16 protein-coding genes are annotated in these 19,654 nt (G+C 62.7%); 1 reads left to right on the top strand and 15 read right to left on the bottom strand.

The features are described 5' to 3' along the window. Positions 1–90 precede the first annotated feature (90 nt). From sucD to sdhC, 9 genes are all read right to left on the bottom strand, one after another. Positions 91–978, bottom strand: coding sequence for a succinate--CoA ligase subunit alpha (sucD, locus tag OMP44_RS05075; protein WP_133859671.1), 888 nt, complete (start codon positions 976–978; stop codon positions 91–93). Then, positions 978–2,144 (bottom strand): ADP-forming succinate--CoA ligase subunit beta, encoded by a 1,167-nt coding sequence (sucC, locus tag OMP44_RS05070; protein ID WP_064306646.1) that lies wholly within the window; start codon positions 2,142–2,144, stop codon positions 978–980. The genes sucD and sucC overlap by 1 nt, the downstream gene beginning before the upstream one ends. Before the next feature lie 207 nt (positions 2,145–2,351). Continuing rightward, entirely contained in the window at positions 2,352–3,788 is a 1,437-nt protein-coding gene (gene lpdA / locus OMP44_RS05065) for a dihydrolipoyl dehydrogenase (protein ID WP_133859672.1), read from the bottom strand. Positions 3,789–3,868: 80 nt separating this feature from the next. Beyond that, on the bottom strand, positions 3,869–5,089 hold the full coding sequence (gene odhB / locus OMP44_RS05060) for a 2-oxoglutarate dehydrogenase complex dihydrolipoyllysine-residue succinyltransferase (protein ID WP_280306843.1): 1,221 nt from the start codon (positions 5,087–5,089) through the stop codon (positions 3,869–3,871). Between the two features lie 42 nt (positions 5,090–5,131). Beyond that, positions 5,132–7,963: a 2-oxoglutarate dehydrogenase E1 component gene (locus tag OMP44_RS05055; RefSeq protein WP_133859674.1), complete on the bottom strand. Its 2,832-nt coding sequence runs from the start codon at positions 7,961–7,963 to the stop codon at positions 5,132–5,134. A gap of 185 nt (positions 7,964–8,148) precedes the next feature. Next, on the bottom strand, positions 8,149–8,853 hold the full coding sequence (locus OMP44_RS05050) for a succinate dehydrogenase iron-sulfur subunit (RefSeq protein ID WP_007159253.1): 705 nt from the start codon (positions 8,851–8,853) through the stop codon (positions 8,149–8,151). Positions 8,854–8,864: 11 nt separating this feature from the next. Then, a complete protein-coding gene (sdhA, locus tag OMP44_RS05045) occupies positions 8,865–10,637 on the bottom strand; it encodes a succinate dehydrogenase flavoprotein subunit (protein ID WP_133859675.1) in 1,773 nt (590 codons plus the stop codon). 3 nt (positions 10,638–10,640) lie between these two features. Beyond that, positions 10,641–11,009: a succinate dehydrogenase, hydrophobic membrane anchor protein gene (gene sdhD, locus OMP44_RS05040; RefSeq protein ID WP_133859676.1), complete on the bottom strand. Its 369-nt coding sequence runs from the start codon at positions 11,007–11,009 to the stop codon at positions 10,641–10,643. Then, positions 11,003–11,389, bottom strand: a complete 387-nt coding sequence (sdhC, locus tag OMP44_RS05035; RefSeq protein WP_026083585.1) for a succinate dehydrogenase, cytochrome b556 subunit — start codon at positions 11,387–11,389, stop codon at positions 11,003–11,005. Before sdhC ends, sdhD begins: the two co-directional genes overlap by 7 nt. Before the next feature lie 347 nt (positions 11,390–11,736). On the opposite strand from sdhC, the gene gltA reads away from it, so the two are divergent. Next, the gene (gene gltA, locus OMP44_RS05030) at positions 11,737–13,017 is read left to right on the top strand and encodes a citrate synthase (RefSeq protein WP_017638893.1); all 1,281 of its coding nucleotides are present in this window, start codon (positions 11,737–11,739) and stop codon (positions 13,015–13,017) included. 135 nt (positions 13,018–13,152) lie between these two features. Here the strand turns inward: gltA and OMP44_RS05025 are convergent, their stop codons facing one another. The 6 genes from OMP44_RS05025 to ppsA all read right to left on the bottom strand — a co-directional run bounded on the left by OMP44_RS05025 (position 13,153) and on the right by ppsA (position 19,608). After that, on the bottom strand, positions 13,153–14,208 hold the full coding sequence (locus OMP44_RS05025) for an OmpA family protein (protein WP_187978798.1): 1,056 nt from the start codon (positions 14,206–14,208) through the stop codon (positions 13,153–13,155). A gap of 100 nt (positions 14,209–14,308) precedes the next feature. After that, positions 14,309–14,893 (bottom strand): RNA polymerase sigma factor SigX, encoded by a 585-nt coding sequence (gene sigX / locus OMP44_RS05020; protein WP_007159259.1) that lies wholly within the window; start codon positions 14,891–14,893, stop codon positions 14,309–14,311. Between the two features lie 55 nt (positions 14,894–14,948). Further along, on the bottom strand, positions 14,949–15,773 hold the full coding sequence (locus OMP44_RS05015; RefSeq protein ID WP_158895487.1) for a mechanosensitive ion channel family protein: 825 nt from the start codon (positions 15,771–15,773) through the stop codon (positions 14,949–14,951). Continuing rightward, positions 15,774–16,037, bottom strand: a complete 264-nt coding sequence (locus OMP44_RS05010) for a CrfX protein (RefSeq protein ID WP_187978797.1) — start codon at positions 16,035–16,037, stop codon at positions 15,774–15,776. Positions 16,038–16,085: 48 nt separating this feature from the next. Then, positions 16,086–17,087, bottom strand: coding sequence for a zinc transporter ZntB (locus OMP44_RS05005; RefSeq protein ID WP_187978796.1), 1,002 nt, complete (start codon positions 17,085–17,087; stop codon positions 16,086–16,088). Positions 17,088–17,238: 151 nt separating this feature from the next. Next, a complete protein-coding gene (ppsA, locus tag OMP44_RS05000; protein WP_280306842.1) occupies positions 17,239–19,608 on the bottom strand; it encodes a phosphoenolpyruvate synthase in 2,370 nt (789 codons plus the stop codon). Positions 19,609–19,654: the final 46 nt, after the last annotated feature.

Raw genomic sequence — 19,654 nt, 5'->3', positions numbered from 1 at the left:
GCGAAAAGGCAGCCGGCAGCTGATGAGGCGTCATGGTCGCGCCCATGAAAAAGGCCGCCCGAAGGCGGCCTTTTCTATCGTCAGTCAGGCTCAGGCCTTCTTGACTTCCCAACCGGTCAGCTCGGCCAGGGCCTTGCCGATGTCAGCCAGGGAACGCACTGTCTTCACACCCGCGTCCTGCAGGGCGGCGAACTTCTCGTCCGCAGTACCCTTGCCGCCGGAGATGATGGCGCCGGCGTGGCCCATGCGCTTGCCGGGCGGTGCGGTGACACCGGCGATGTAGGACACCACCGGCTTGGTCACGTTGGCCTTGATGTAGGCCGCGGCTTCTTCTTCAGCGCTGCCGCCGATCTCGCCGATCATCACGATGGCTTCGGTCTGCGGATCTTCCTGGAACAGCTTCAGGATATCGATGAAGTTCGAACCCGGAATGGGATCGCCGCCGATGCCCACGCAGGTGGACTGGCCGAAGCCGGCGTCGGTGGTCTGCTTCACGGCTTCATAGGTCAGGGTGCCGGAACGCGACACGATACCGACCTTGCCCGGCAGGTGGATGTGACCGGGCATGATGCCGATCTTGCACTCGCCGGGGGTGATGACGCCGGGGCAGTTCGGGCCGATCAGGCGTACGCCCAGCTCGTCGCACTTCACCTTGGCATCCAGCATGTCGAGGGTGGGGATACCCTCGGTGATGCAGACGATCAGCTTGATACCGCCCAGCGCCGCTTCCATGATGGAGTCTTTGCAGAAGGGAGCCGGCACATAGATCACCGAAGCGTCGGCGCCAGTGGCTTCGACGGCTTCACGCACGGTGTTGAACACCGGCAGACCCAGGTGGGTGGAGCCGCCCTTGCCGGGCGTCACGCCGCCGACCATCTGGGTGCCATAGGCGATGGCCTGTTCGGAGTGGAAGGTACCCTGGCTACCGGTGAAGCCCTGGCAGATGACCTTGGTGTCTTTGTTGATCAGGACGCTCATTACTTACCCTCCGCGGCCTTGACGACCTGCTGGGCAGCGTCGGTCAGGCTGGTTGCCGCGATGATGTTCAGGCCGCTTTCGGCCAGGACCTTGGCACCGAGTTCGGCGTTGTTGCCTTCCAGGCGAACCACGACCGGCACCTTCACGCCAACTTCTTTCACGGCGCCGATGATGCCTTCGGCGATCATGTCGCAGCGCACGATGCCGCCGAAGATGTTGACCAGAACGGCCTTCACGTTGCTATCGGACAGGATGATCTTGAACGCCTCGGTCACGCGCTCTTTGGTCGCGCCACCGCCAACGTCCAGGAAGTTGGCCGGCTTGCCGCCGTGCAGGTTGACGATGTCCATGGTACCCATGGCCAGACCGGCACCGTTGACCATGCAGCCGATGCTGCCTTCCAGGGCCACGTAGTTCAGTTCCCACTTCTGCGCATGAGCTTCACGGGCGTCGTCCTGCGACGGGTCGTGGAAGGCGCGCAGCTTGGGCTGACGGTAGATGGCGTTGCTGTCGATGTTGATCTTGGCATCCAGGCAGTGCAGGTTGCCGTCCTTCTTGATCACCAGGGGGTTCACTTCCAGCAGCGCCAGGTCGTAGTCCTGGAACAGCTTGGCCAGACCGACGAAGATCTGGGTGAACTGCTTGATCTGGTCACCTTTCAGGCCCAGCTGGAAAGCCAGGTCGCGACCCTGGTAGGGCTGAGCGCCCACCAGCGGATCGATGGTGGCCTTGAGAATCTTTTCCGGAGTGTCGTGAGCGACTTTCTCGATGTCCACGCCACCTTCGGTGGACGCCATAAACACGATACGGCGGCTGGAACGATCGACCACGGCGCCCAGATAGAGCTCCTGATCGATGTCGGTGCAGGATTCAACCAGGATCTTGGTGACCGGCTGACCGTTGGCGTCGGTCTGGTAGGTCACCAGACGCTGGCCCAGCCACTTGGCGGCGAATTCCTTGGCTTCTTCCTTGCTCTTGACCAGCTTCACACCACCGGCCTTACCACGGCCACCGGCATGTACCTGGGCCTTGACGACCCACTCGTCGCCGCCGATACGGCCGCAAGCCTCGTAGGCCTCCTGGGGGGTGTCGACAGCGTAGCCTTTGGAAACGGGCAGGCCGTATTCAGCGAACAGCTGCTTACCCTGATACTCGTGGAGATTCATGCTTGTCTACCGTCTTCGTTGGGTATTGCGCATTCGACGCTGTGCGTTCTCCGAGCCGTCCTCCGGACGGTCGCGGGCACCGCGCCACCTGTGACCCCTGCCCTAGTGGGGTGTCTCACACCCCACTAACAAGAGTCCGAGGTGCCTTCCTGCGGTGGAGCCCTGAGGCTCCACGGCGGTCGGCGACCCCGTGGTTCTGTAAACCTCTTACCGCTTCTTGCGATTCACCGCGTGGATCGCATGACCGTTCACCGCCAGGGCCGCTTCGTGCAGCGCCTCGGACAGCGTCGGGTGCGAGAACACCATCATGCCCAGGTCTTCGGCGCTGGAGCCGAATTCCATGGCGATGGCGCCTTGCTGCACCAGTTCCGCCGCGCTCGGGCCGACCACATGGACGCCCAGGACGCGATCGGTCTTGGCATCCGCCACGACCTTGACGAAGCCGGCGGTGTCGTTGGCCGCCAGGGCACGCCCGCTGACCGCGAAGGGGAAGGTGCCGACATTGACTTCGACGCCTTCGGCCTTCAGGGCCTGCTCGGTCTTGCCGACCCACGCGATTTCCGGGTGGGTGTAGATCACCGAGGGGACCAGATCATAGTTCATCTGGGCCTTGTGACCGGCGATGCGCTCGGCAACCATCACGCCCTCTTCCGAGGCCTTGTGGGCCAGCATCAGACCACGCACGCAGTCGCCGATGGCGAACACGCCCGGCACGCTGGTAGCGCAATGGTCGTCGACGTAGATGTAGCCACGCTCGTCGCTTTCCACGCCGCTGTCGGATGCCAGCAGGTCGGTGGTGACCGGACGACGGCCCACGGCGACGATCAGACGATCGAAGGTGATCTGCTTTTCTTCACCGGCTTCGGTGTAGTTGACGGTGACTTCTTCGCCGTTCACTTGGGAACCGGTCACGCGAGCACCCATGCGGATGTTCAGACCCTGCTTGGAGAGGATCTTGTAGGCTTCCTTGGACACCTGCTCATCGGCGGCGACCAGGAACTTGTCCAGGGCTTCCAGCACGGTGACTTCGGCGCCCAGGCGAGCCCAGACCGAACCCAGCTCCAGGCCGATGACGCCGGCACCGATCACGCCCAGACGCTTGGGCACGCTCTGGAATTCCAGGGCGCCGGTGGAATCGACGATGACCTTCTGGTCCACCGGAGCCGGCGGGATGTCGATGGGACGCGAGCCGGACGCCAGGATGACGTTCTCGGCCTCGACCACCTGGACGTTGCCGTCCAGACCGGTGACTTCGACCTTCTTGCCGGACAGCAGCTTGCCGTTGCCTTCCAGCAGGGTCACGCCGTTCGCCTTGAACAGGGTGGCCACGCCGCCGGTGAGGTTCTTCACGATCTGGTCCTTGCGGCCGATCATGGTGGGCACGTCGATGGTGACGTTCGGCGCGTCGATGCCGTGGACCTTAAAGCCCTCGTGGGCCTCGTGGTACTTGTAGGAGCTGTCCAGCAGCGCCTTGGAGGGAATGCAACCCACGTTCAGGCAGGTGCCGCCCAGGGCGACCTTGCCTTCCTTGCCCTTGTAGCGCTCGACACAGGCCGTCTTCAGACCGAGCTGCGCGGCGCGGATGGCGGCCACGTAGCCACCAGGGCCTGCGCCGATCACTACTACGTCGAATTTGTCGCTCATACACTAATCCCCTTGGAGCAGCTTCAGGCAGGAAAACTTGAAGCGGTGCGTGGCCCCTGCCCCGCACCGCGAGAGCCGGATCAGATGTCCAGCAGCAGACGAGCCGGGTCTTCCAGCAGGTCCTTCATGGTGACCAGGAAGGTCACGGCTTCCTTGCCATCGATCAGGCGATGGTCGTAGGACAGCGCAAGATACATCATCGGCAGGATCACGACCTGGCCGTTCACCGCCATGGGGCGCTCCTGGATCTTGTGCATGCCCAGGATCGCGGTCTGCGGCGGGTTGACGATGGGGGTGGACAGCAGCGAACCGAAGACACCACCGTTGGAGATGGTGAAGGTACCACCCTGCATGTCGTCCATGGTCAGCTTGCCGGCCTTGGCCTTCTTGCCGAAGTCGGCGATGGTGCCTTCCACTTCCGCCAGGCTCATGAACTCGGCGTTGCGCAGCACCGGGACCACCAGGCCGCGGTCGCTGGACACGGCCACGCCGATGTCCTGATAACCGTGGTAGACGATGTCGTTGCCGTCGATGGAGGCATTGACGCCCGGCTGACGCTTGAGCGCCTCGGTGGCGGCCTTGACGAAGAAGGACATGAAGCCCAGGCGCACGCCATTGTGCTTCTTCTCGAACATGTCCTTGTACTTGGAGCGCAGGTCCATGATCGGCTTCATGTTGACCTCGTTGAAGGTCGTCAGCATGGCCATGCTGGACTGGGCTTCCACCAGGCGCTCGGCGACCTTGGCCCGCAGGCGGGTCATGGGCACGCGCTTCTCGGTACGGTCGCCAGCGGCGGTCACCACCGGAGCGGCGGCGGCAGCGGGCTTGGCAGCCGGAGCGGTGGCGCCGGACTTCTTGGCCTCGACGGCGGCGACGGCGTCTTCCTTGGTGATGCGACCGCCCTTGCCGGTGCCGACCAGGGTAGCCGGATCGATGCCGTTCTCTTCGGCGATCTTGCGTGCGGCAGGAGCCAGGATCGGGTCCTCTTCACCACCGGCGGCCGGCGCGGCAGCCGGAGCGCTGGCAGCGGTCGGCTGGGCAGCCGGCGCGGCGGCGGCAGTGGCACCCTCTTCCACGCGAGCGATGACTTCTTCGCTCAGCACGGTGTCGCCTTCGTTCTTCAGGACTTCGGCCAGGACACCATCGACAGGTGCCACGACTTCCAGCACGACCTTGTCGGTCTCGATGTCAACCAGCAATTCGTCACGCTTGACCGCTTCGCCCGGCTTCTTGTGCCAGGTGGCGACGGTGCCGTCAGCGACCGATTCCGGGAAGGTAGGGGCTTTGATCTCGATAGCCATTCTATGAATTTCCTTAGTGATCTCTAGTAGTCGCGTGGCGAATCAAACGGAGAAAGCATCGTTCAGCAGTTTTTCCTGCTGCTCGGCGTGCATGGAGGCATAGCCGCAGGCCGGCGCGGCGGACGCATCGCGACCGGCGTATTCCAGACCCAGGCCCTGCTTGTAGGCGGACACGGCGCGACGCATGTGATGCTGGCTGCAGTACCAGGCACCCTGGTTCATCGGCTCTTCCTGGCACCAGACCACGCGCTCGAGGTTCGGGTAGCCCGCCAGCACCTCGGCCAGATCGTCTTCCGGGAACGGATAGAGCTGCTCCAGACGCACGATGGCGATGTCCTGGCGATTCTCGCTGCGGCGCTTTTCCAGCAGGTCGTAGTAGACCTTGCCGCTGCACAGGACCAGGCGCTTAACCTGCTGGGCATCGATCTGATCCAGCTCGTTGATCACGGTCTGGAACGAACCGTGGGCCAGGTCTTCCAGGGTCGAGATGGCCAGCTTGTGGCGCAGCAGCGACTTGGGCGTGAGCACCACCAGCGGCTTGCGCAGCGGGCGGATCACCTGACGACGCAGCAGATGGTAGATCTGCGCCGGCGTGGTCGGTACGCAGACCTGGATGTTCTGCTCGGCGCACAGTTGCAGGTAACGCTCCAGACGAGCCGACGAGTGCTCCGGACCCTGGCCTTCGTAGCCATGGGGCAGCAGCATGGTCAGGCCGCAGAGACGACCCCACTTGATCTCGCCGCTGGTGATGAACTGGTCGATGACCACCTGGGCACCGTTGGCGAAGTCACCGAACTGGGCTTCCCAGACCACCAGCGCGTTGGGCGTGGTGGTGGCATAACCGTATTCGAAGCCCAGCACCGCTTCCTCGGAAAGGAAGGAGTCGTAGATCTCGAACGACGGCTGGTCTTCGGCCAGGTGCTGCAGGGGCACGTAGGGTACGGCGTCCTTCTGGTTGTGCAGCACCGCGTGACGGTGCGAGAAGGTGCCACGGCCGACGTCCTGACCGGTGATGCGGATCGGGTGGCCTTCGTGCAACAGGGTGGCGTAGGCCATGGTCTCGGCGAAGCCCCAGTTCAGGGGCAGACCGCCAGCAGTCATCTTCTGGCGGTCTTCGAGGATCTTGCCGACCTGACGCTGGACCACGACGCCTTCCGGAACCTGCAGCAGCTTGTTGGCCAGGTCCTGCAGGGTCTTGAGGTCGAAGCCGGTGTCGTGCCGGGCGGTCCAAGCGTGGCCGAGGTAGGGTTTCCAGTCGACGAACAGGTCGCGATTGGGTTCCTTGACCAGGCTGGCCACGACGTGACGGCCCTCGTCGAGGGCGCCGCGGTAGGCTTCGAACTGCGCCTGGACCTGCTCGGCGGTGACCACGCCGGCCTGGGTCAGGGCATCGGCGTAGAGATCGCGGGTGGTGCGCTGCTTGGCGATCTGCTGGTACATCAGCGGCTGGGTGCCGCTCGGCTCGTCGGCCTCGTTGTGGCCGCGACGGCGGTAGCACACCAGGTCGATGACGATGTCACGCTTGAACTGCATGCGGTAGTCGACCGCCAGCTGGGTGACGAACAGCACCGCTTCGGGATCGTCGCCGTTCACGTGGAAGATCGGCGCCTGGATCATCTTGGCGACGTCGGTGGCGTACTCGGTGGAGCGCGCGTCTTCCTGGCGGTTGGTGGTGAAGCCCACCTGGTTGTTGATGACGAGGTGCAGGGTGCCGCCGGTCTTGTAGGCGCGGGTCTGCGACATCTGGAAGGTTTCCATGACCACGCCCTGGCCCGCGAAGGCCGCGTCGCCGTGGATGGCGACGGGTACGACCTTGTCGCCGGAGCGATCGCCGCGGCGATCCTGGCGGGCACGTACCGAACCTTCCACCACCGGAGAGACGATCTCCAGGTGCGAAGGGTTGAACGCCAGCGCCAGGTGGACTTCGCCGCCCTGGGTCATGACGTTGGAGGAGAAGCCCTGGTGGTACTTGACGTCACCGGAGCCCAGCTCGACCAGCTTCTTGCCTTCGAATTCGTCGAACAGGTCGCGCGGGTTCTTGCCCAGGGTGTTGACCAGCACGTTCAGGCGGCCACGGTGGGCCATGCCGATCACCAGCTCCTTGACGCCATAGGAACCGGAACGCTGGATGATCTCGTCGATCAGCGGAATCAGGCTCTCGCCCCCTTCCAGGCCGAAACGCTTGGTGCCCGGGTACTTGGTGCCCAGGTACTTTTCCAGGCCTTCGGCGGCGGTCAGGCGCTCCAGCAGATGGGTGCGGACTTCAGGGGAATACTGCGGGCGGCCACGGACGCTTTCCAGGCGCTGCAGGAACCAGCGGCGCTCCTCGGAATCGACGATGTGCATGAACTCCGCACCGACCGTGCGGCAATATGTCTCTTGCAGCGCATCCCTGATTTCACGGAGAGTTGCCTCCTCTTTGCCGATGAACAATTCACCGGTGCGGAATGTGGTATCCAGATCGGCATCGGTCAACCCATAGTGGTTGAGCAGCAGATCGGCAGGCGGCTGACGCTTCCACAGACCCAGGGGATCGAGCTGGGCAGCCTGATGGCCCTGCAGACGATACGCCTGGATCAGACGCAGGACTTCGACCTGCTTCTTCTCGTGTTCGGAACTGACGGTACCGGCCGAAACCGGTTGAGCTCGCCGCTGGTTCTTGCCCAACAGCACGAAATGGTCACGGATCGCGGAATGCGCGACGTCCGGCGAATTGCCAGTGACCGCAGGCAGCTTCTGGAAGTAGGTGCGCCACTCTTCCGGCACAGCGTTGGCATCGTGCAGAAACAGCTCATAGAGCTCTTCCACATAGGCAGCGTTACTGCCGGACAGGTGAGCGCTGTCCCACAGTTGCTGCATCTGACTTTCATGCATCTAGTTCACCCCTTCGGCAGAGATAGCATCAGCCGATAACCAGTCTCGACGCGAGACCTGGCTTCCCTACGGCTGCGCCAATGCCCGGATGCTGTTCCGGGTATCCCTGAATGGACATTGGTTGAATCAAGCTATCGAGGTCGCTAACGAACCCGCCCGGCACAACTGGCCGGGCGGGACGTGGATCAGGTACCGCTCTGCAGCAGCATCGCCCGCACATGGCCAATGGCCTTGGTCGGGTTCAGCCCCTTGGGACAGACCGCCACGCAGTTCATGATCGACCGGCAGCGGAACACGCTGAACGGATCGTCCATGGCCGCCAGACGTTCCTGGGTCTTGGTGTCACGACTGTCGGCCAGGAAGCGATAGGCCTGCAGCAGCGCGGCGGGGCCGAGGAACTTGTCGGGGTTCCACCAGAAGGACGGGCAGGACGTCGAGCAGCAGGCACACAGGATGCACTCGTACAGACCATCGATCTTCTCGCGGTCTTCCGGGCTCTGCAGGCGCTCGATGGCCGGGGCCGGAGTCTCGTTCTGCAGGAACGGCTTCACCTTCTCGTACTGCTTGTAGAAGATGCTCATGTCGACGACCAGGTCACGGATGACCGGCAGGCCGGGCAGCGGGCGCACGACCAGCTTGTCGTTCTTGACCACGGCCGACAGCGGCGTGATGCACGCCAGGCCGTTCTTGCCGTTGATGTTCATGCCGTCGGAGCCGCACACGCCTTCGCGGCAGGAACGACGGTAGGAGAAGCCTTCATCCTGCTCTTTGATCAGAGCCAGGACGTCCAGCACCATGAGGTCCTTCCCACCGGTATCGACCTGGAACTCTTGCATGGACGGCAGGCCGTCCTGATCCGGGTTGTAACGATAAACGCTGACTTTCAACATGGTGGTCACCTTTAGTAAGTCCGAACCTTGGGTTCGAACATCGGTACGGTCTTGGGCGCGAAGTTGACTCCACGCTTACTGACCCGCTTTTCACCGGGGAAATAGAGGGTGTGGCACAGCCAGTTCTCGTCGTCACGCTCTTCGAAGTCTTCACGGGCGTGAGCACCACGGGACTCCTTGCGGTTCTCGGCAGCGATGGCGGTTGCTTCGGCCACTTCCAGCAGGTTCTGCAACTCGAGCGCCTCGATACGGGCGGTGTTGAAGCCCTGGCTCTTGTCGTTGATCTTGACCTTGGCGATGCGCTCGCGCAGATCGGCCAGCTCGGCGATGCCCTTCTGCATGTACTCGCCGGTGCGGAACACCCCGAAGTAGTTCTGCATGCAGGTCTGCAGCTGCTTGCGCAGCGTGGCGACGTCGTCGCCAGTGGTCCGCTCATTGACGCCGGACAGACGCTGCAGCGAGGCTTCCAGGTCGCTTTCCGAAGCACCGCGGTGCTCGATGCCGTCCTTGAGCGCCTTCTCCAGATGCAGACCGGCCGCACGACCGAAGACCACCAGGTCCAGCAGCGAGTTGCCACCCAGGCGGTTGGCGCCGTGCACGGACACGCAAGCCACTTCGCCCACGGCGAACAGGCCTTCGATGATTCTGTCGTTGCCGTTGGCGTCCTGAGTGATGGCCTGACCATGAATGTTGGTGGCGATGCCGCCCATCATATAGTGGCAGGTGGGGATCACGGGCACCGGCGCGACGACCGGGTCGACATGGGCGAAGGTCTTGGACAGTTCGCAGATGCCGGGCAGACGGCTGTGCAGCACGTCTTCACCCAGGTGGTCCAGCTTCAGCAGCACGTGGTCGCCATCCGGACCGCAACCGTTGCCGGCCAGCACTTCCTTGACCATGGAACGGGCGACCACGTCGCGACCGGCCAGGTCCTTGGCGTTGGGCGCATAGCGCTCCATGAAGCGCTCGCCGTGCTTGTTGATCAGATAGCCACCCTCACCACGGCAACCCTCGGTGACCAGCACCCCGGCGCCGGCGATGCCGGTGGGGTGGAACTGCCACATCTCGATGTCCTGCACCGGCACACCGGCGCGCAGCGCCATGCCGACGCCGTCACCGGTGTTGATCAGGGCGTTGGTGGTGGAGGCATAGATACGGCCCGCACCGCCGGTGGCCAGCACGGTGGCCTTGGCCTTGACGTAGACGGTCTCGCCGGTCTCGATGCAGATGGCGATGACCCCGACGATGACGCCGTCCTGGTTCTTCACCAGATCCACGGCGTACCACTCGTTGAGGAATACCGTGTTGTTCTTCAGGTTGCCCTGATAGAGGGTGTGCAGCAGGGCGTGACCGGTACGGTCGGCCGCAGCGCAGGTCCGCGCGGCCTGGCCGCCCTTGCCGTAGTCCTTGGACTGGCCGCCGAAGGGACGCTGATAGATGCGGCCCTGCTCGGTGCGGGAGAACGGCAGACCCATGTGCTCGAGTTCGAAGACCGCTTCCGGGCCTACGGAGCACATGTACTCGATGGCGTCCTGGTCACCGATGTAGTCCGACCCCTTGACGGTGTCGTACATGTGCCAGCGCCAGTCATCGTTCGGGTCGGCCGAGGCGATGGCGCAGGTGATGCCGCCCTGGGCGGACACGGTATGGGAACGGGTCGGGAAGACCTTGGTGATCACCGCGGTCTTGTGACCGGACTGGGCCAGTTGCAGCGCTGCGCGCATACCGGCGCCGCCGCCACCTACGATGATGGCATCAAACGAGATATGACGAATTGTGGACATAGATCAAACACCCCAGAAGATCTGCACGCCCCAGACGAAGAACGCGAACATCGCGAACCCGCATACCGCCTGGAACAGGAAACGCACGGCGGTAGCGCCCTTGCCGATAGCCATGGTGGTCAGGTAGTCGGTGGAGATGGTCCACATACCAACCCAGGCATGAACGCAGACGGACACCAGCGCCAGCAGGCTGAAGATGCGCATCAGGGTGTGGGAGAACAGGCCGTGCCATTGCTCGAAGGTGAGCCCTGGGTGAAGGATCAGGTAGCCGATGATAAAGAGGAAGTAGACCGCAAGGACGACTGCCGAGACCCGTTGAGCCATCCAGTCGTAGAGACCGGAACGCGAAAGATTGGTGACGTTGGTTACCATACCCAAACCCCTGCCAGAATGATCAGAACTGCGGAAATGACCAACACAAGCTGCGCACCCAGCTTGCCACCCTGCAGGGTTTCGCCGGCGCCACCATCCATGATCAGGTGCCGGATGCCGGCGACCAGATGGTAGAGCAATGCAGACAGCAGACCCCAGATCACGAGCTTGACCAGCGGATAGGCCAGAAAAGCTTTCACTTGGCCGAAGCCTTCCGGACTGCCCAGGGACAGGTGCAGGCCATAAAGCATGACTGCAATGCCGAGGAACAGGATGACGCCGGAGATACGGTGAAGAATCGAGGTATAAGCTGTGATAGGTAGTTTGATGGTCCTGAGATCTAGGTTTACAGGTCGTTTGCTATTCACGGCTTCTTTCACACTGAGGGCCCAATTGCGGTCGGGCTAGTTATAGGAGATTCCACATCTGCTACACGCTTCCTGTTGGAAGCGTCTCGACCGCTCGGCATCAGCTCGCCGACCCGGTACGGTCGGGCGAGAATTATAGACAGTTAGCCTACTCATGACAAACGCGGATGCCCGATTCCGACGTCGCCAGCTGATATTCAGAAGCCTGCGTGTTAAGGTCTTTTCGCCGCACAATCCGCCCAGAAAGAGCCTTTAGGGTGATATTTTCGTAAATTGACTTTCAAATTTATCCCTCTATAGTGGGCGAGGCCCTGAGTGGAGGGTTTATTGATGATTTCAAAGCAAAATAAGGAGGCCTAATGGCTGACAAGAAAGCGCAGTTGATCATCTCGGGAGCGGATCCGGTTGACCTGCCCGTTATGTCCGGCACCCTTGGCCCGGACGTGATCGATGTTCGCAACCTCACCTCCACTGGTGTGTTCACCTTCGACCCGGGCTTCATGTCCACTGCCTCGTGCGAGTCCAAGATCACCTATATCGATGGTGACAAGGGCATCCTGCTGCACCGGGGCTACCCGATCGAGCAACTGGCGGAGAAATCCGACTATCTCGAGACCTGTTACCTGCTGCTCAAGGGTGAATTGCCGAACGCGCAAGAAAAGGCGCAGTTCGTTGACACCATCAAGAACCACACCATGGTTCACGAGCAACTGAAGAACTTCTTCAACGGCTTCCGCCGCGATGCGCACCCCATGGCGATCATGTGCGGTGTGGTCGGCGCCCTCTCGGCCTTCTACCACGACTCCCTGGACATCACCGATCCGCAGCACCGCGAGATTTCGGCGATGCGCCTGATCGCCAAGATGCCGACCCTGGCAGCCATGGTGCACAAGTACTCCATGGGTCAGCCGATGATGTATCCCCGCAACAACCTGGGATACGCGGAAAACTTCCTGCACATGATGTTCAACACCCCGTGCGAGGAAAAGCCGATCAGCCCGGTGCTGGCCCGCGCCATGGATCGCATCTTCATCCTGCATGCCGACCATGAGCAGAACGCCTCCACCTCCACCGTCCGCCTGGCCGGTTCGTCGGGCGCCAACCCTTTCGCCTGTATCGCTGCCGGTATCGCCGCCCTCTGGGGCCCGGCGCACGGTGGCGCGAACGAAGCGGTACTGAAGATGCTGGACGAGATCGGCGATGTGGCCAACATCGACAAGTTCGTGGCCAAGGCCAAGGACAAGAACGATCCGTTCAAGCTGATGGGCTTCGGCCATCGCGTCTACAAGAACTTCGATCCGCGCGCCACGGTGATGAAGCAGACCTGCGACGAGGTCCTGGCCGAGCTCGGCATCAACGATCCGCAGCTGGAACTGGCCATGCGCCTCGAAGAACTGGCTCGCAAGGACCCCTACTTCGTCGAGCGCAACCTCTACCCGAACGTGGACTTCTACTCCGGCATCATCCTCAAGGCGATCGGTATCCCGACCAGCATGTTCACCGTGATCTTCGCCATGGCGCGGACCGTCGGCTGGATCTCGCACTGGCAGGAAATGCTGTCCGGTCCCTACAAGATCGGCCGGCCGCGCCAGCTGTACACCGGCGTTGCCCAACGCGACATCTCGGACGATCGCGGCTGATCGATCCGCCAGTAAGAACCCCGCTTTGGCGGGGTTTTTTATGCCTGTAGCACCTTGATCGAAGTCGGGCGCGAGAAACGTCAGGCATGAAAAAGCCCGCACTAGGCGGGCTTTTTCGAGTCTGGATCAGGCAGCTTACTTGGCCTGAGCTTCGACTTCGGCTTCTACGCGACGGTTGACAGCGCGGCCGGCTTCGGTGGCGTTGTCAGCAACCGGGCGGGATTCGCCGTAACCAACAGCATTCACGCGGCCGCCCTGCACGCCGTACTGGTTAACCAGGACGTTACGCACGGCGTTGGCACGACGCTCGGACAGCTTCTGGTTGTAGGCGTCGGTGCCGACGGAGTCGGTGTGGCCTTCAACGGTGGTCGAGGTCTGCGGGTACTGCTGCATGAAATCAGCCAGGTTCTTGATGTCGGCGTAGCTGTTGGGCTTGACCACGGCCTTGTCGAAATCGAATTTCACGTCCAGCTCGACGCGAACGGTTTCGGCAGCAGCCGGGCAGCCGGTAGCGTCAACGGTGACGTTGGCCGGGGTGTTCGGGCACTTGTCGACGTTGTCGCAGACGCCGTCGTTGTCGGAATCGGTGCAGACGTCAGCAACGGGGGCCGGAGCCGGAGCCGGAGCGACTTCTTTCTTGGTGGAACCACCGAAGTTCAGACCAACACCTACAGCAGCGCTCCACTCGGTGTCGCCGTAGTCGATGTTGTAGTTAGCTTGCACGCCGGTACGGGCATACAGGTTCTCGGTGAAGTAGTACTTCAGGCCGGCACCCAGGTTGGCGTAGGTGGAGCGATCACGACCACCTTCGTTGATGTCACGGTTGCTGATGGACTGGTGAGCGAAGCCACCGGACACGTACGGACGCAGGCCGACGCCGGGCTGACCGAAGTGGTAGTAGGCATCCAGAGCGGCCAGGCTGCCCTTGATGTTCTTGTGACCCAGGTCGTGGTCGCCACGGGCGTTGTGGTACTCACCGTAGGACAACGCCAGCTCAACGTCATCGGTCAGGAAGTAGCCAACGGAACCGCCGTACAGGTCAGCATTGGTCATGTTGCGCTGGCTGTCGGTGAACAGACGGCTGCCGAACAGCTCGGTCTCGACGGCGCCTTGACCTTGTGCCAGGGCGCTCAGCGAGGCGCTTGCCAGCAGGGAGCCGATAACGACGCCCAAGGTGCTCTTCAGTTTCATCCTTTGTATCCCCATTTTAGTGGTACTAATTCCGGCAATCTCCGGAGGCTTCGACAACAAGTTTTCGTGAAGTTCAAAAACTTACGACCGACACATCCGGTCAGCCCTCAACTTCAGCTGCGAACTTGTCACGCAGTTTGTCGAGTGCCCGCTTGTACCGCATCTTGGTGGCGCTGAGGCCCATGTGCATGATGTCGGCGATCTCCTGGAACTCCAGCTCGGCGACGAAGCGCAGCACCAGAATCTCCCGATCGACCTGACCCACATGGACCAGCCAGCGATCCATCCCTCCCTTCTCTTCCAGCTTCGGCGCCCGTTCCTCGGAGGCTTCCTCCATCGGATCCAGACTTAATGCCTCTACCAGCCGCCGCTTGCGACGTTCCTTGCGGTACTGAGTGATGCACTCGTTGTAGGTGATGCTGTACAGCCAGGTCTTGAATTTCGATTTCCCCTCGAAATTCTTCAAACCGTAAAGCACCTTCAGCATGATCTCCTGGCAGACATCGTCTGCATCCCGGTCGTTCCCCAGGTAGCGGGCGCAGACGTTGAACAGGGTGCGCTGATAACGGCGCATTAGTTCTTCGTAGGCTCGCGTCACGTGGAAGAGTTCACCATGCGCGCGTTGGACCAGCTCTTCATCACTGAGCGTAGTCGGGTCGTAGGCATGAGGGGCAGGCTTGTTCAAGACGGAGTTGGCTACCAAAAAGTGGCGGGCATGATAGCCATCTCCGCGGCGCCTGTCAGCGGCTGCGCACCTGAGCCTCCAGTAATAGACGGTTCGGAACCGAAACGATATCGCCCTCCTCGGTCATGATGAGGGTCTTGGCGGTCCCGATTTCCTCGATCTCGCCTTCGACGTCCGCCAGGGTCACCCACTGGCCGACTTCGTAGAGTTCGCGCACATAGATGCCGGCCAGAATCTGCGACACCAGCCCCCGGCTGCCCAGACCCAGGGCCAGGGCGGCGGCCAGGGCGAAGGCGGTCAGCACGATGGCGATGACTAGGTTCAGCAGCTCGGTCTTGATCTCCAGCTGACCGACCGCGACCGAAATCGAAATGATGATGACCAGGCCCTGGGCCAGGCGCCCCAGCCCCGCGGCGTAATCTAGGCCGACACCCTCGGCGGCGCCGTGGACCAGGCCACTGACCAGTTGCGCCAGCAGCACGCCAACGATGAGCACCAGGGCGGCACCAAAGATCTTGGGTACATAGAGCGCCATGACGTCCAGGGTGGAGGACACGCGCTGCAGGCCCAGGGATTCGGCGGCCGACACTAGGAACACCAGCAGGACAAACCAATAGACAATCCGGCCGATCAGGGTGGTGACCGGGATGCGGATGCCGATCTTGGCCAGCTGTTTGGTCACACCGGCACCGGCAAGGATGCGATCCAGGCCGAGTTTGGCGAGTACCTTCGACAGCACGGTATCGAGAATCTTGGCGACGGCGAAGCCGGCGAGGATCACCACCAGGGCGCCAAAGACGTTGGGAATGAAACCGGCCACCTTGCTCCACAGGGTGGTCATGGCGGACAACAGACTCTGGGTCCAGATATCGAATTCCATCTACTTCAGGATCTCCGGGGAAGATTCGCTACGCCGGGTGCGACGTAAGCGCGGCTTCAGATGAGGGGCACCGTTGCCCAGCGCCAGCAGCAGCACCGATACCCAGTGCCGCCCGATCAGATCGAACAGCGCACCCGCGCCCACCTGGCGGTTGGCGGTCTTGAGCACCCGGTGCAAGCGCGCCTGGTCATCGCCCTCCTCGTCCTGAGCGTTGGCCGGGGTATTGAGGAGCGCCTTGAGGGACGCTTCGAAAGGATCGTGCATAAGCACCTCGCTGGTCGTTTCCTCTTGACGCAACGAGGTGGAGGCGGGTCACAGCCAGCGCAGTCGGCGAAACAGCCAGACCTGGAAGATCGATACCGCCGCGATCAGCAGGCAGGCGGCCACGAAGCCGAAGGGAGACGACGAACCCGGCAGGCCGCCCATGTTCATTCCCAGCAGACCGGTGATGAAGCTGATGGGCAGGAAGAAACCGGTGATGATGGCCAGCAGATAGAGGGTGCGATTGGTCTTTTCCGTGGTCGCCCGCTGTTCGGCGTCCTGCAGCAGCGCCACCCGCTCGCGCATTACCTCGAGTTCTTCCAGGTTGCGCACCAGGCTGTTGTGCAATTCGCTCCAGTACCCCTGACTGGCCGCCTCGACGAACCAGGCGGGCTTGCCACGGGCCAGATCGCCATAGATGTCGCGCTGCGGGGCCAGGTAACGGCGCAACCCGGTCGCGCGACGCCTGAGGGTGAGCACCTGGGCATGGTCGGGCAGGCTGTTCTCATCCTGGTCGACCTGCTCTTCGAGGCCATCGAGCTGGTCGGACAGGCCGCGCACCAGGTCATCGACCCGGCTGGTCATGTAGCTGGCGAGATAGAGCACCAGTTCCTCGGCGCTCTGGGCGCCGATGCCCGTTTCCAGGTCTTCCTGGACTTCGGCGGCAGCCTTCATGGGTCTCATGCGCAGCGAGATCACCCGGCGTTTGTCGACGAATACCCGCAGCGACACCATGTCTTCGGGCACGGCGCCAGGATTGAGGTTCACCCCGCGCAGGAACAGCAGCAGGCTGTCGTCGGGCTGATTGACCAGCCGCGGGCGGGTCGCCTCCTCCAGCAGCAGGTCACAGGCGAATTCGCTCAGGCCGCTGGATTGCCGGAGCCAGGCCTGGGCTTCGGGAACGCTGCGATCCCAGTGTAGCCAGAGCACCTCGCCGGGGCCCGGCTCGGCCTCGGCCAGTTCCCGGCGGCTAAGGCGTCTTCCGCCGCCACGGCCATCGAGGAGATAGCCATAGATGAGACCCTGTTCCACATCGCTGTCGTACTGCTGCATCTGACGTCTCTTGCAGGGATCGCGACCGCTTCCGGTCAAGCGCTCCGGCAAAGGCGGCCCTGAACAGGGCGCAGGCGCCACCTTCGTGGGGAATGGGGGAATTAATCCTGGAAAGGCTCACCCCGCCTGCCAGGCGGGGTGAGTCCTGGGATCAGGCGTTGCCTTCAGCCAGGAAGAACCAGGTGTCGAGCACGGAGTCGGGGTTGAGCGAGACGCTCTCGATGCCCTGCTCCATCAGCCACTTGGCCAGGTCCGGGTGATCCGAGGGACCCTGACCGCAGATGCCGATGTACTTGCCGGCCCGGTTGCAGGCGGCGATGGCATTGGCCAGCAGCTTCTTGACCGCCGGATTACGCTCGTCGAACAGGTGGGCGATGATGCCGGAGTCGCGATCCAGGCCCAGGGTGAGCTGGGTCAGGTCGTTGGAGCCGATGGAGAAGCCGTCGAAGTGCTCGAGGAACTCGTCCGCCAGCAGGGCGTTGGAGGGCAGCTCGCACATCATGATCACGCGCAGGTCGTTCTCGCCGCGCTTGAGGCCGTTCTCGCCGAGCAACTCGACCACCCGTGCCGCCTCGTCCAGGGTGCGCACGAAGGGCACCATGAGCTCGACGTTGGTCAGGCCCATCTCTTCGCGCACCTTCTTCATGGCGCGACATTCCAGCTCGAAGCAGTCGCGGAAATTCTCGCTGATGTAGCGGGAGGCACCGCGGAAGCCCAGCATGGGGTTCTCTTCCTCGGGTTCGTAGAGCTTGCCGCCGATCAGGTTGGCGTACTCGTTGGACTTGAAGTCCGACAGGCGCACGATGACCTTTTTCGGCCAGAAGGCGGCTGCCAGGGTGGCGACCCCTTCCACCAGCTTCTCGACATAGAAGCCGACCGGATCCGAATAGCCGGCGATACGCTTGTCGACGCTTTCCTTCACCTCGAAGGGCAGGCTGTCGTAGTTCAGCAGCGCCTTGGGGTGCACGCCGATCATGCGATTGATGATGAATTCGAGGCGCGCCAGACCCACGCCGGCGTTGGGCAGCTGGGCGAAATCGAAGGCACGGTCGGGGTTGCCGACGTTCATCATGATCTTGAACGGCAACTCGGGCATGGCATCCACCGAGCTCTTGCGGATGTCGAAGTCCAGCTCGCCTTCGTAGATCAGGCCGGTATCGCCCTCGGCGCAGGAGACGGTGACGGTCTGGCCTTCCTTGAGCAGGCTGGTGGCATTGCCGCAGCCGACCACCGCCGGGATACCCAGCTCGCGGGCGATGATGGCGGCGTGGCAGGTACGACCGCCCCGGTTGGTGACGATGGCGCTGGCGCGCTTCATCACCGGCTCCCAGTCGGGGTCGGTCATGTCCGAAACCAGGACATCGCCGGGCTGGACGCGATCCATCTCGCTGACGTCGCGGATGATCTTGACCTTGCCGGCGCCGATGCGCTGGCCGATGGCACGGCCTTCCACCAGCACCTGGCCCTTGTCCTTGAGCAGGTAGCGCTCCATGACGGTGACGCTGGCCCGGCTCTTCACGGTTTCAGGACGGGCCTGGACGATGTAGAGCTTGCCGTCGTCGCCGTCCTTGGCCCACTCGATGTCCATCGGCCGTCCATAGTGGCGCTCGATGATCAGCGCCTGCTTGGACAGTTCGGTGACCTCGGCGTCGGTGATCGAGAAACGCGCGCGATCCGCGGGCTCGACATCGACGGTACGGACCGAGCGGCCGGCCTTGGCTTCTTCGCCATAGACCATCTTGATCGCCTTGCTGCCCAGGTTGCGTCTGAGGATGGCCGGGCGACCGGCTTCCAGGGTGGGCTTGTGGACATAGAATTCGTCCGGGTTCACCGCGCCCTGCACCACGGTCTCGCCCAGGCCATAGGCGGCGGTGACGAAGACCGCATCGCGGAAGCCGGATTCGGTATCCAGGGTGAAGAGCACGCCGGCGGCGCCGGTTTCCGAACGCACCATGCGCTGCACGCCGGCGGACAGGGCGACCAGCTTGTGATCGAAGCCCTGGTGGACGCGGTAGGCGATGGCGCGGTCATTGAAGAGGGAGGCGAAGACTTCCTTGGCCGCGCGAATGACGTTGTCGACGCCGCGGATGTTGAGGAAGGTTTCCTGCTGGCCGGCAAAGGAGGCATCCGGCAGGTCTTCGGCGGTCGCCGAAGAGCGCACGGCCACGGCGAGATTGGGGTTGCCTGCCGAGAGCTCGGCGAAGGCCCGGCGAATCTCGGCGTCCAGGCGCTCGGGGAAGGGTGCATCCATGACCCACTGGCGGATCTGGGCGCCAGTCTTGGCCAGGGCGACGACGTCGTCGACATCCAGGGCATCGAGGGCGGCGTGGATACGCTCGTTCAGCCCGCTCTGCTCAAGGAAATCGCGATAGGCCTGGGCCGTGGTGGCGAACCCGCCCGGCACGGAGACGCCCGCGTTGGCCAGGTTGGCGATCATCTCGCCGAGAGATGCGTTCTTGCCGCCCACGCGCTCGACGTCGTGTACGCCAAGCTGCTCCAGTGAAATTACATACTCGTCCAAGGTCTTCTCTCCATCTTGTGTCTTTGTGGGAAAGCAGTACGCCTCG

The sequence above is a fragment of the Pseudomonas flavocrustae genome, assembly GCF_029872515.1.
GTDB classification, from domain to species: Bacteria; Pseudomonadota; Gammaproteobacteria; order Pseudomonadales; family Pseudomonadaceae; genus Chryseomonas; species Chryseomonas aestiva.
The sequence above is the reverse complement of the archived record's forward strand: the minus strand, read 5'-3'. Positions and strand labels throughout refer to the sequence as shown.